Origin of the sequence: Gaoshiqia hydrogeniformans (genome assembly GCF_049347105.1) — a bacterium.
Classification (GTDB): Bacteria; Bacteroidota; Bacteroidia; order Bacteroidales; family Prolixibacteraceae; genus Gaoshiqia; species Gaoshiqia hydrogeniformans.
On the sequence record NZ_CP186334.1, the window covers coordinates 4,365,611 to 4,378,395 of the forward strand.

At 44.5% G+C, this 12,785-nt stretch carries 13 protein-coding genes; 10 read left to right on the top strand and 3 right to left on the bottom strand.

The genetic code is table 11. The features are described from left to right. The first annotated feature begins 17 nt into the window (after window positions 1–17). From ACOIT5_RS17360 to ACOIT5_RS17375, 4 genes are all read left to right on the top strand, one after another. A complete protein-coding gene (locus ACOIT5_RS17360) occupies window positions 18–1,799 on the top strand; it encodes an L-fucose isomerase (RefSeq protein WP_423127426.1) in 1,782 nt (593 codons plus the stop codon). Between the two features lies 1 nt (window position 1,800). Continuing rightward, window positions 1,801–2,943: a DUF6786 family protein gene (locus ACOIT5_RS17365; protein ID WP_423127427.1), complete on the top strand. Its 1,143-nt coding sequence runs from the start codon at window positions 1,801–1,803 to the stop codon at window positions 2,941–2,943. Window positions 2,944–2,996: 53 nt separating this feature from the next. Then, complete coding sequence (fucP, locus tag ACOIT5_RS17370; RefSeq protein ID WP_423127428.1) at window positions 2,997–4,307, top strand: L-fucose:H+ symporter permease; 1,311 nt, start codon at window positions 2,997–2,999, stop codon at window positions 4,305–4,307. A 61-nt stretch (window positions 4,308–4,368) separates the two neighbouring features. Further along, window positions 4,369–5,361 carry a substrate-binding domain-containing protein gene (locus ACOIT5_RS17375; protein ID WP_423127429.1) on the top strand — a complete coding sequence of 331 codons (993 nt, stop codon included), beginning with the start codon at window positions 4,369–4,371 and terminating at the stop codon, window positions 5,359–5,361. 6 nt (window positions 5,362–5,367) lie between these two features. On the opposite strand, the gene ACOIT5_RS17380 is transcribed toward ACOIT5_RS17375, so the two are convergent. Continuing rightward, entirely contained in the window at window positions 5,368–6,192 is an 825-nt protein-coding gene (locus ACOIT5_RS17380; RefSeq protein WP_423127430.1) for a CPBP family intramembrane glutamic endopeptidase, read from the bottom strand. A 382-nt stretch (window positions 6,193–6,574) separates the two neighbouring features. Here ACOIT5_RS17380 and rpmB point away from each other — a divergent pair, with 382 nt between their 5' ends. Genes rpmB through ACOIT5_RS17395 form a run of 3 tightly spaced genes read left to right on the top strand, consistent with a single transcriptional unit; the run spans window position 6,575 to window position 7,172 of the window. Next, window positions 6,575–6,817, top strand: a complete 243-nt coding sequence (rpmB, locus tag ACOIT5_RS17385) for a 50S ribosomal protein L28 (RefSeq protein ID WP_423127431.1) — start codon at window positions 6,575–6,577, stop codon at window positions 6,815–6,817. An 11-nt stretch (window positions 6,818–6,828) separates the two neighbouring features. Further along, window positions 6,829–7,011, top strand: coding sequence for a 50S ribosomal protein L33 (rpmG, locus tag ACOIT5_RS17390; protein ID WP_423127432.1), 183 nt, complete (start codon window positions 6,829–6,831; stop codon window positions 7,009–7,011). A gap of 8 nt (window positions 7,012–7,019) precedes the next feature. Then, window positions 7,020–7,172, top strand: a complete 153-nt coding sequence (locus tag ACOIT5_RS17395) for a DUF4295 domain-containing protein (protein ID WP_423127433.1) — start codon at window positions 7,020–7,022, stop codon at window positions 7,170–7,172. Window positions 7,173–7,237: 65 nt separating this feature from the next. Here the strand turns inward: ACOIT5_RS17395 and ACOIT5_RS17400 are convergent, their stop codons facing one another. Together ACOIT5_RS17400 and ACOIT5_RS17405 are read right to left on the bottom strand one after the other, a co-directional pair. Continuing rightward, complete coding sequence (locus tag ACOIT5_RS17400; RefSeq protein WP_423127434.1) at window positions 7,238–8,011, bottom strand: TIGR03915 family putative DNA repair protein; 774 nt, start codon at window positions 8,009–8,011, stop codon at window positions 7,238–7,240. 4 nt (window positions 8,012–8,015) lie between these two features. Continuing rightward, window positions 8,016–9,320: a putative DNA modification/repair radical SAM protein gene (locus ACOIT5_RS17405; RefSeq protein ID WP_423127435.1), complete on the bottom strand. Its 1,305-nt coding sequence runs from the start codon at window positions 9,318–9,320 to the stop codon at window positions 8,016–8,018. A 175-nt stretch (window positions 9,321–9,495) separates the two neighbouring features. Between ACOIT5_RS17405 and ACOIT5_RS17410 the strand changes: the two genes are divergently transcribed. The 3 genes from ACOIT5_RS17410 to rimO all read left to right on the top strand — a co-directional run bounded on the left by ACOIT5_RS17410 (window position 9,496) and on the right by rimO (window position 12,774). Further along, complete coding sequence (locus ACOIT5_RS17410; protein ID WP_423127436.1) at window positions 9,496–10,248, top strand: helix-turn-helix domain-containing protein; 753 nt, start codon at window positions 9,496–9,498, stop codon at window positions 10,246–10,248. 98 nt (window positions 10,249–10,346) lie between these two features. Continuing rightward, a complete protein-coding gene (gene ftsY / locus ACOIT5_RS17415) occupies window positions 10,347–11,297 on the top strand; it encodes a signal recognition particle-docking protein FtsY (protein ID WP_423127437.1) in 951 nt (316 codons plus the stop codon). A 175-nt stretch (window positions 11,298–11,472) separates the two neighbouring features. Further along, the gene (gene rimO, locus ACOIT5_RS17420; protein WP_423127438.1) at window positions 11,473–12,774 is read left to right on the top strand and encodes a 30S ribosomal protein S12 methylthiotransferase RimO; all 1,302 of its coding nucleotides are present in this window, start codon (window positions 11,473–11,475) and stop codon (window positions 12,772–12,774) included. The last annotated feature ends 11 nt before the right edge of the window (window positions 12,775–12,785 follow it).

Genomic DNA, 12,785 nt, shown 5'->3' on the forward strand with positions numbered 1-12,785 from the left:
ATTAAACACGGATTGTTATGAAAAATCGTTTAATCGGACGCTTACCCAAAGTTGGAATCCGTCCTGTCATTGATGGGCGTGAACGTGGTGTTCGCGAGTCGCTGGAAGAACAAACTATGAATATGGCGAAGGCAGCCGCCCGGCTGATTGAAGAAAACCTGCGTTTCCCTTCAGGTGAAAAGGTGGAATGCGTTATTGCCGAAACAACCATTGGAGGTGTGGCCGAAGCAGCCAAATGTGCCGACCAGTTTAGCCGGGAAGGTGTCGGCGTTTCGCTGACGGTTACTCCCTGCTGGTGTTACGGAACTGAAGTGATGGACAGCGACCCGCTGGTGCCAAAAGCGGTTTGGGGTTTTAACGGAACCGAAAGACCGGGCGCGGTTTACCTGGCAGCAGCTTTGGCCGGATACGCGCAAAAGGGTTTACCAGCTTTCGGTATTTATGGGCGCGATGTTCAGGATGGCGGAGATACGACAATTCCGGAGGATGTAAAAATAAAGATTCTTCGCTTTACGAAGGCCGCCCTGGCTTCTGCTGAGATGAAGGGGAAATCGTATCTGTCGATTGGTTATACCTCGATGGGAATTGCCGGTTCGATGGTCGATGCCAGTTTCTTTCAGGATTACCTGGGGATGCGTACCGAGTTTGTGGAATCGGTTGAATTAATGCGCCGGATGGACGAAGGGATTTTTGATCAGGAAGAATATGAAAAAGCGTTGGCCTGGGTAAAAGAGAATTGCGTGGAAGGACAGGACCGCAATGCGCCTGAAAAACAACACAGCCGCGAACGAAAAGACTGGGAATGGGAAACGGTGGTTAAAATGACCCTGATTTGCCGCGACCTGATGATTGGAAACCCCAAACTGGCTGAGCTTGGTTACGGAGAAGAGGCGAAAGGGCACAATGCCATCGCCGGTGGTTTCCAGGGACAACGCCAGTGGACCGACTATTATCCGAATGCCGACTTTACCGAGGCGATTCTGAACTCTTCGTTTGACTGGAATGGTATTCGTGAAGCCTTTGTATTTGCCACCGAAAACGACAGTTTAAATGCTGTACCCATGTTATTTGGCCATTTGCTGACCAATACGGCGCAAATTTTTTCGGATGTTCGCACGTACTGGAGCCCGGAAGCAGTTAAACGGGTAACCGGAAAAGAACTGACCGGACTGGCTAAAAACGGGATTATTCACCTGATTAACTCCGGTTCAACAACACTCGACGCAACGGCCCGGCAAAAAGATGCCGACGGAAATCCGGTGATGAAACCTTATTGGGAGGTGACAGAGAATGAAGTGAAGGCCTGTCTCTATAATACCCGCTGGTGCCCGGCAAGTTTGGGGTATTTCCGGGGAGGCGGTTATTCTTCGCAATTTAAAACAGCCGGACAAATGCCGGTTACCATGTCGCGCGTTAATTTGGTTAAAGGAATCGGGCCCGTACTCCAGATCGCCGAAGGCTGGACGGTTGAACTACCCGACGATATCCACCCGATCCTGGATGAACGGACTGATCCTACCTGGCCAACAACCTGGTTTGTTCCCCGTTTAAATGATACGGATAACTTTAAAGATGTATACAGTGTGATGGCGAATTGGGGCGCTAACCACGGCGCTATTTCCTATGGCCATATCGGCGCCGATTTAATAACACTGGCTTCGATTTTACGCATCCCGGTTTGTATGCACAACGTGGATGTGAAAGATATTTTCAGGCCGAGTGTCTGGGCATCTTTTGGAATGGATAAGGAAGCAGCCGATTACAAGGCATGCCAAAACTACGGACCTTTATATCGTTAACATGACGTTCACAAAGGGACAATATGGTTTTGACCTTGAAAAACTGAAGGACAACTTTACAACAATAGAGTTGGTTGCGGGACCATCACGTCTGGTGTTGGTCCCCGAACTTCAGGGTCGGGTTATGACCAGTACTACCTCCGGTGAGGAGGGATTCTCATTTGGTTGGATTAACCATCAGCTGGTTGCCTCAAGCATGCGTTCGGAGCAATTTAATGCTTTTGGAGGCGAAGAACGTTTTTGGCTGGGGCCGGAAGGCGGACAGTTCTCGGTGTATTTTGAAAAAGGAAAAAAGATGGTTATCAATAACTGGAAAGTTCCTGCATGTATTGATACCATGCCTTGGGAAGTCAGGGAAGTAATGCCGGAAATGGCCACTTTTTTCAAAGAATTTTCGGTGAAAAACTATTCCGGAACAGAATTCAGCCTGGCCGTTACCCGGCGCGTAGGAATTATTTTCCCGGACGAAGTGGCAGGTATTCTTCCGGTTGAGATCGGGCCTTCCATCAGATCTGTCGCTTACGAGTCGATCAATGAAATCAGAAATAATGGTACGGATGACTGGAATAAAGAAACCGGTTTGCTGTCGGTTTGGATGCTTTCCATGTACAACCCGTCGCCGGAGGTAACCATTGTTGTTCCGTTTAAAAAGGAAGGAACCGGGGGGATTGTGAAAGATGATTATTTTGGTGAAATTCCTTCAGACAGGCTCAAGGTAGCGGCCGATGTGGTTTACTTTAAAGCCGATGGGAAACTTCGCGGGAAGATAGGGATGTCGCCGGAACGGGCCATGCCGGTTTTGGGAAGTTACGATGCCCGGAACGGCTGCCTGACTATTTTGGAAACATCAATCGACCCCGAAGCAACCGGCTATGTTAACTCTTCGTGGGAAGAACGGCAGGATGAACCATTTAAGGGGGACGTCATCAACGCGTATAATGACGGGCCGCTGGAAGGCGGAGCTCAGCTTGGGCCATTTTACGAATTGGAATCATCTTCGGCAGCCCTGGAATTGAAAGCGGACGAAGCGAAATTTCATTTGCAGCGTACCTATCATTTCGAAGGAAATGAAGAAGACCTGAGCCGGATTGCAGAAAAAATACTGGGCGTTTCCATTCAAACCATAAAAGGAGTTTTTGATTAAGCACGTCCCGAAACCAAAACGAACATTTTAAAACTAAACAAACGAACTGACACGTGAAAACAAAAGAAAGAGTTATCCCGGCGGAATATCTGGTTCCGTTTATTCTGATTACAAGTTGCTTTGCCCTGTGGGGATTTGCCAACGATATCACCAACCCGATGGTCGAAGCATTCTCGCGGATTTTCAATATGGGTGTTGGCGGTGGTACCTGGGTACAGGTGGTGTTTTACGGCGGATACGGGGCCATGGCTTTTCCTGCCGCGTTTTATATCCGTAAATTTTCATATAAAGCCGGTATTTTGATGGGGCTGGGCCTATACGCCACGGGAGCGTTGCTGTTTATTCCGGCCAGTTATATCGGCTTGTATTATCCGTTCCTGATTGCCTACTTTGTCATGACCTGTGGTTTGTCGTTCCTCGAAACGAGTGCCAACCCCTACATCCTGTTCATGGGACCCGACAGCACGGCTACCCGGCGCTTAAACTTTGCACAGGCTTTTAACCCGATGGGATCGATTACCGGGATGTTTGTGGCAAAAACCTTCATCCAGGCCCGGCTTGACCCGCGTGGAGCAGATGAACGCGCCTTGCTTTCGCCGGAACAGTTTGAGGCTGTAAAAGCGAATGATCTGCACATTTTGAGTTCGCCTTATATTGCCATTGGCGGTGTGATTATTGTGGTTTTCCTGATCATTCTTTTTGCAAGGATGCCAAAAAACGAAGATTCGGATCATAAGCTGAACTTTTTTGGAGCGGTAAAAAATCTTCTCCGGGTGAAACGCTATTGGGAAGGAGTCATTGCACAACTGTTTTATGTAGGCGCACAAATCATGTGCTGGACTTTTATTGTACAGTACGGGCAGCGTATTTTTACGGAGCAGTTTGGTATGTCGGCCGGAGATGCCGCGCAAAAGGCGCAATACTATAATATCATTGCGATGGGAATTTTTCTTGTTTCGCGTTTTATCTGTACTTTCCTGTTAAAATATGTTCAGCCCGGAAAATTACTGCTTGTACTTTCGTTGGGAGGAGTCGGGCTTTCGGCCGGAACCATGTTTTTGCAGGATATCACAGGCCTCTATTGCCTGGTAGGCATTTCGGCCTGCATGTCGCTGATGTTTCCTACCATTTACGGAATTGCCCTCAGGGGGATGGGTGAAGATGCCAAATTCGGGGCGGCCGGATTGATCATGTCCATTGTCGGCGGAACTTTTTTGCCTAAAATACAGGCCTACATCATCGATATGGGGACCGTATTTACTTTTCCGGCGGTTAACATATCGTTTATCATGCCGTTGTTTTGTTTTATCATCATTGGTATTTATGGTTATCGCACATTCAAGGTGCATTTTAAAACGGTTTAATCAAGATCTGGCCTGAATTGCAGAAGCAATTCAGGCTTTTTGCATCCTTAAAATATTCAGTATGAGTTTTAATTTTAAAATAGACGACAGCTCGGCGCAAACCAAGTTACAACAGCTGATTCATGCCATTAACGAAGCGATCAGTAACGGATTGTTGAAAGAAGGTGATTTTCTTCCATCTGTCAATAAACTGAGCAAGGATAGCGGATTGTCGCGCGATACGATTTTTAAAGCTTATACCACCTTAAAACAACGGAGTGTCATTTCGTCTACGCCAACGAAGGGATATTTTGTGAATTCCTTGTCGTTTAAGGTGATGATGCTGCTGGATGATTTCAGTGCGTTTAAAGAACAGCTCTACAATAGTTTCCGGAGCCAATTGCCTGAAAATTATTCGGTCGACCTCTTGTTTCATCACTATAATGCCGATGTGTTTGAACAATTAATCCTGAATAGCCTGGGGCGATACAGCATGTACATTGTGATGAATATTCGCAACCAGCGGATGGAAGAAGTAGTGCGCAAAATCGACCCCAATAAGTTGCTGATTCTGGATATGGGAATGCCTGAAAGTCCCGAAATTTCGTATCTGACGCAGGATTTTTATCTTGGCGCCATTAACTGCTTAAACAAAGGGGCGGAAAACATTTCAAAGTACAAGGAATTTCACCTGGTCTTCCCGTCCACTACGCCCCATCCGCAGGAAATTACCCAGGCATTCAGCCAATTCTGCAACTCCAACGAATTGAAGCATTCGGTCGTTCAACAGATTAAAAATCATGAAATCAGGGCAGGGCAGGCATTTCTGGTGATTAAAGAAGACGATCTGGTTTACATCATCAAAACCTGTCAGCAGAAAGGCTTGAAGCCGGGAACCGATGTCGGGCTGATTTCATACAATGATGCGCCGATGAAAGAAATTGTTGGATCGGGGATCACGGTTATTTCGGTCGATTTTCAGGAGATGGGACAAAAAGCCGCGCGCTTTATCGAAACCAAGCAAAAAGTGTTTGAAACGCTTTCGCCCCGGCTGATCCTGAGAGGTTCGCTCTGACAGCTGTCAACTGGTTTTAGGTTTATTTTTCCGGCTTGTAAGGGCAATCAGGCCGATTAATACGACACTAAATCCGGCAGTCAGGTAGCTGATTTTTAGTTGCTCATCTTTTTCCATCAGGAAAAAAGAAAATTGATTGATTTCTTCCCAATATTCGAGGCTGAGCAAAACCAGCAAATTATTGATGGCATGCCCGGCAATACACACAAAAATATTACGGGTAATCACCATCGCCCAACCCAGCAGTAAGCCGAGCAGAAAGGTTGCCGGAAATTGCCAGGGATTGAGATGAAACAGGGCAAAGAACAAGGCCGAAATTAGAATAGCCGTAATTTTGGAATAATTACGCATGAAGCCATGCATGATGATTCCCCTGAATATCAGTTCCTCGATGACGGGGGCAATGACCACCACTTTCATGAAAGCGCCGTAAATACCGTAGTCGTTCTCAAAAATCCGGTCGAATAACTCCCAAAACCAAGGCGGGGCTGGCATCAGCTGATCAACAGCCCGGTTAATTTCAGTTAAAAATACATGGGCCGACATTAAAAACAGGGTCATGGGAATGAAAATCAGTGGATTGAACCACCTGGCCGGGAAAAGTTCTTTTAGGCTTGTTTGGGCTTTCCGGTAACCGAAAAACAAGATAAAAACGACAGAACCTACTCCCAGCGCTATCTTTTTGAATGGATTGTATAAAAACTCGGTTCCGTGGTAATAGTCCCAGACAGCCAGCGGAAAATCAACAATCGTTTGAATGAAAATATATAAAATAACCAGGTGTGCAGCACCCAGTATCGTCGGATAATATATCGATCTTTCCTGATTCATTGTTTGATTTTGCACTAAAATAAGTTTCTTTTCTCAAAAAAAGAAAAAGAATAGCCTTTCAATTTAACCTTATTTTTGGCAAACAAAAATATCGACCGGATCTGCCTTCCAGTTGATAGTAAATCCTGATTTAAAAGACCGTCGCCCGTTATTATAACAGAAAAACCCGGTTTTGTAGCAGCAAAGTCAAGGGGAAATAAGGATGTAAGGGGAGAACAGGAGATGGTGATTCCCGGCCTGAAAAAAAAACATTTTGATTTTTAAACAATTAGTTGTTGAAAAAAGAAGAAAAAACTTCGCTGACAATTTGATTATTTCAGGAAAATGCACTTATTTTGCGATCTGTTTGAAAAACGTGTGATTCTGTTAAAAAAATAAGACAATGTCAAGAATTTGTCAAATAACCGGAAAAAAAGCAATGGTGGGAAATAATGTTTCTCACTCGAAAAGAAGGACCAAACGTCGGTTCAGTCCGAATTTATTCAACAAGAAATTCTATCTTCCCGGAGAAGACCGTTGGATTTCGTTGACCGTTTCGGCTGCCGGCTTGCGTACCATCAATAAGAATGGGCTGAGTGTTGCATTGAAAGATGCTAAAGCAAAAGGTCTGGTAACAAATATTTAAAAGCTTAAGAAATGGCAAAAAAGGGAAATAGAGTTCAGGTAATTCTGGAATGTACCGAACAAAAGGAAACGAATGTTCCCGGAACTTCGAGGTATATTACGACTAAAAACCGGAAAAATACAACTGAACGTTTGGAGTTGAAAAAATACAATCCAAACCTGAAGAAAGTAACTGTTCACCGCGAAATTAAATAATTTGAGATATGGCAAAGAAAGCAGTTGCATCATTACAAAAAGGAGCAGGTAAAGGTTATGCCAAAGTCATTAAAATGGTAAAATCGAGTAAAACCGGCGCTTACACATTTCAGGAAGGCGTAGTTCCCAACGAAATGGTTAAAGATTATTTCAAAAAGTAAAATATTTTTGCTTACAGGTAAAAAAGCTTTCACGTTCAGTGAAAGCTTTTTTTGTGTCTCAGTATTTACAACACCGGTGACTTTTCAGGCAGGAATTTCCAGTAACGCCGCGGCATATGTTGTGCCTGCAGTTTCGGATTCTTCCGTTCTTCAATGTTGATGTGATCAAAATAGGCTTTCCACAATACCTGGTAGGTTATTTCCTGTTCTTTAAGCAGGTTGGCAGCGACTTTCCCGTTTGTTTCAGAAAATGTTTTTTCAGACAGAATTATTTCCTGTGTTTCTTTGAGGTTATAAAAGATTCCGTAATCCCGCCTGAGATCATAGATCAGCCATTGCTGATCGGCAAAACGGTGTTTGAAATGATCGATTGTAAAAGGCAGGACATCGTACTCCGGTTCGATGGGCGCAAAGTACAGGCCATCTTTTGCTTGCTGAAATCGTACAAACTGAAGTATTCGCATGGTTTCGCGCAGAACTTGCCGTTCTATTTTTTTCAGTTCAAGTACATCCGGATCGCCAAAATCGGTTTCAATACTTTTCCGCGTATCAAACAGCCGGCGGACAAAACGGTAAAGCTTCATTTCGATCCCTGGACTTTCTGATAGAAAAGCATACAAGAGGAGGTATTTATTCCGTTTGTGTAATTTGGATTGTAAGGCTTTCCATACCCGACGTGCCTTTTGTTCATCGCCGGGGATCCGGAGTTTTTCGATAAACAAATTTTCCTGAAAAGAGCTTTCTTTACAGATTTCGGTTGGAATAATCTGTTGTGCGTAACATTCGAAAATAACGGTTAAAAAACCTTCAAAACTGCCGTCGTATAAAAGAAATGCCATATGCTCAATGTTTAAAATGAAGTAGCGATTTCGCAGGCGGACTGGCCGGAATGACATGAAACAGATTCAGCTGGGTATCGCCTGCTTTTTTGCCTTTACGATGGCTCTCTGTTAACAGGTGGTTTCTCAGCCGTTCCGCATCCCAATAATTCGGATGTGACGGCAGTTCGTTGCAGGTCATAAAATATTGTGCCCGCTTCATCACTACGCCTATTTTTTTGAGGTGATAGCTCGTCAACCGGCGAAATCTGCGTGCATCCACAATCATTTTAGCCGATTGTACGCCAATGCCCGGAATGCGTAAGATCATTTCGTAATCAGCTTTATTCACATCAACAGGGAAAAGATGCAGGTTCCGCAGGGCATAAGCCAGTTTGGGGTCAATTTCAAGGTCGAGGAAAGGTTGTTCTTGAGTTAATATTTCATCGGCCCTGAAATAATAAAAGCGCATCAGCCAATCACTTTGGTACAGGCGGTTTTCGCGAACCAGCGGAGGCGACTGGAGCGCCGGAAGCCGTCGGTCGTATTCATTTACAGGTAAATACCCCGAGTAATATACCCGCTTTAATTTTTGTTCGTGATAGAAACCGGAGGCCAGTTGCAAAATTTGCCGGTCGCTCTCGGGGGTAGCGCCAATAATGAGTTGGGTGCTTTGTCCGGCCGGGGTAAAGACAGGCACTTTGTGATATCTTTTCCGTTCTTCCCGGTAAAGCTGAATCCCTTCCTTAATTTGGTTCATTGGTTGTAAAACGGTGTCGAAATTCTTTTCGGGGGCCAGCCTTTTCAGCTCCGTTTCAGTCGGAATTTCAATGTTTACGCTTAACCGGTCGGCATACAGGCCTGCCTGCTGAATCAGTAATTGGCTGGCCCCGGGAATGGCCTTCAGATGAATGTACCCGTTGTAACGTTCTTCCAAACGCAGTTTTTTGGTGACGAACATCAGGCGTTCCATGGTAAAATCCGGGTTTCTGATGATGCCGGAACTTAAAAACAAGCCTTCAATATAATTGCGCCGGTAAAAATTGATGGTTAAATCAACGACTTCCTGGACACTGAAGGTTGCCCGCGGCCGGTCGTTACTCCGGCGATTGATGCAGTAAGCGCAGTCGTAAATGCAATGGTTGGTCATCAAAATTTTCAGCAGACTTATGCAACGGCCGTCATCTGTAAAGCTGTGACAAATACCACAAGCTACCGCGCTGCCGATTCCTCCCGTATTTTGGCGGTTATTACCGCTTGAAGAGCAGGAAACATCGTATTTCGCGGCGTCGGCTAATATTTTTAGTTTTTCTTCAACAGTTTGCTTCATGTTCTGCTATTTTTATCAAATCAGTTTGATCGATTTGTAAAGTATAAATCAAAATTACTAAATAAATTAGCAAATACTAATAATATTAGTTATTTTTGAATGACATTCTTCTGATTATTTTTGAATTAATTGTTAATCAAATACATCCGTTTTTATGAATTACCTGTCTGAAAACATGAAACAGTTAAGACGAATTCACCGGTTAACCCAACAGGAACTGGCCGATAAGCTCCAGGTGAAACGCTCATTGGTTGGTTCATATGAAGAGGGGAGGGCGACCCCTAAAATTTCGGTATTGCAGCAACTGGCTACTGTTTTTGGTTTATCTGTTGAACAGCTTGTCGGTGCAAACCTGGGGCAGGATCGTTTGCCCGGAAACGGGCCCGTGAAGACTGCTTTGCAGGTTTTACCTATCGTTGTTGACCGGTATAACGAGGAACTGATTCCTATTGTACCGGTAAAAGCTTCGGCTGGTTACCTGAATGGGTTTGCCGATCCTGAATTCATTGGTCGGTTGCCCCGGTTTTCGATGCCTGTTCCAGAACTTTCGGCAGGGAAAACATACCGAGTGTTCCAAATAAAAGGCGACAGCATGCTTCCGGTGACAGCCGGTTCATACCTGTTTTGCGAATTTGTTGAATCGGTTTCCGAATTGCGCGACGGACAAACCTATGTGTTGATTACCAGGGATGAAGGCCTGGTGTATAAACGGGTTTATCTGAAGGAAAATAATCAGTTTTTACTGAAGTCAGACAATCCGGTTTATGAACCTTATCGCGTAACCGGGGAGTTGGTGCTGGAAATCTGGAGAGCCAAGGGAGTACTTAGTTTTGACCTTCCAAAACCCGACAGGTTGGATATTACCCGTATTTCGGATGTGTTGGATGAAATGAAAGAAGAGATACGCAAACTCAGAAATTCAGGTTGATTTCTTGGTTTACTGCTGTTTATTCTGCCTGAGACCGATTTTAGTCCCTGATTATCCGCCAAATTTTGTAAATTGCGCACCTAAAAATTTTGAAAATTATGGGTCTTTTCGGGGCATTTTCCAAAGCTAAAAAAGAAAGTCTTGATCAGGGACTTTCGAAAACCAAGGAAAGCGTATTTAAAAAACTTAGCCGGGCGGTTGTCGGGAAGTCAACGGTTGATGATGAGGTTTTGGATAATCTGGAAGAAGTATTAATTACTTCGGATGTGGGCGTGGATACAACCCTTAAAATTATTCGCAGGATTGAAGAGCGGGTTAACCGTGATAAATATATGGGAATTGATGAACTGAACCTGATTCTGAAAGAAGAAATAGCTGCTTTGCTCGAAGAAAATAACACAGAAGACGTTTCTGATTTCGAACTTCCTGAACGTTCTGATCCGTATGTGATCATGGTGGTTGGTGTAAACGGTGTCGGAAAAACCACGACGATTGGCAAATTGGCCTGGAATTTTAAGCAAGCCGGCAAACAGGTTGTTTTGGGCGCAGCAGATACTTTTAGGGCCGCTGCTATCGATCAGCTTCAAATATGGGCTAACCGGGTGGACGTTCCAATTATCCGTCAGAATATGGGATCAGATCCGGCTTCGGTTGCTTACGACACGCTGATGTCGGCAAAAGCTTCGGGCGCCGACGTGGTGATTATCGATACCGCAGGGCGTTTGCACAACAAAGTCAATTTGATGAATGAACTGTCGAAAATTAAGAAGGTCATGCAAAAAGTAGTCCCGGACGCACCGAATGAAGTATTGCTGATTCTCGATGGTTCTACCGGCCAGAACGCTTTTGAGCAGGCCAAGCAGTTTACCTTAGCCACCGAGGTTACTTCCCTGGCGCTCACCAAGCTTGACGGAACGGCAAAAGGAGGCGTTGTTATCGGGATCAGCGATCAGTTTAAAATACCGGTAAAATACATCGGAATCGGCGAGAAGATGGAAGACCTTCAAATTTTCCGTCGAAAAGAATTTGTTGACTCCTTATTTTCTTAAAATAGCAACACATTTTCAGGAATTCAATTTAAACAGTTTTACCGGGGTATACCGCTAACTTGTTTCAAGGTTATTTTTTGCTTCAGTTCTGATTCTTTCAATCTATAATGGAATGACTTTGAAGAACCAGCCTGAGGAATAATTGTTATAAATGATCGGAAATTAAAAGACAGAGATGAAGAGAGGAAAAGTCAATATCATGACCCTGGGTTGTTCCAAAAACCTGGTTGATTCGGAGATGTTGCTGAACCAGTTGGATTTAAATGGTTTTAAAGTGGTTCACGACAGCGATCAGGATGACGCCAATATTGTCATACTGAATACCTGTGGTTTTATTGCCGATGCCAAAGAAGAATCAATCAATACGATCCTGAACTTTGCAGACGCCCGGAAATCGGGAAAACTCGATAAACTTTTGGTTATGGGATGTTTGTCGGCCCGGTATAAAGAAGATCTGACCAGTGAAATACCGGAAGTGGATAAGTTTTACGGCAAGTTCGATTTTAAGGAAATAATCAAAGATTTAAATGCTAATTTTTACGAACAGAAAATATACCACCGGGTAAAGACTACGCCCGATCATTTCTCATATCTGAAAATCAGCGAAGGCTGTAATAGGCATTGTTCGTTTTGTGCCATTCCCCAGTTCACCGGAAACCACAAGTCCCGCAGCATGGAAAGTCTGCTGGAAGAAGCCAAAGATCTGGTTGATAGCGGTGTAAAAGAACTGCTGATCATCGCTCAGGATCTTTCGTATTACGGAATTGACCGCTACGGAGAAAGTAAACTGGCCGAGTTGATTGATAAACTGGCCGATGTTGAAGGGCTGGAGTGGATTCGCCTGCATTATGCCTATCCTTCAAAATTCCCGGCAGATGTACTTGACGTGATGCGTAAACGCGATAATGTTTGCAAATACCTGGATATTCCCTTGCAACACATCAGTGACAGGATGTTGGGTATGATGCGCCGTAAGATTACGAAAGAAGAAACCATCAGCCTGATAAAGAAAATTAGAAAAGAGGTTCCCGGAATTGCTTTGCGTACAACTTTCCTGGTGGGGCATCCGGGTGAAACCGAAGACGATTTTGAAGAGCTGAAGTCCTTTATCCGGGAATATCCGTTTGAACGGATGGGGGTGTTTGCTTACTCGAGTGAAGATGACACCTACGCATTTAAAATGTACAAAGATGATGTTCCACAGGAAGTGAAAGAAGCCCGCGCCGCCGAGTTAATGGATATGCAGCAGGAAATTTCGGCCACCCTGAGTCAGCGGCAGATAGGTAAAACACTGAAAGTTTTGGTTGACAGGGAAGAAGATGACTATTTTATTGGCCGGACGGAATTTGATTCTCCTGAAGTAGATGGCGAGGTTTTGATTGATAAATCGGATCATATTCAAATCGGCAAGTTTTACCCGGTTCGGATTGACGATTCCTCGGAGTTTGATTTGTTTGGAAAACTAATGCCGGTATAGCCTGGTTTGAT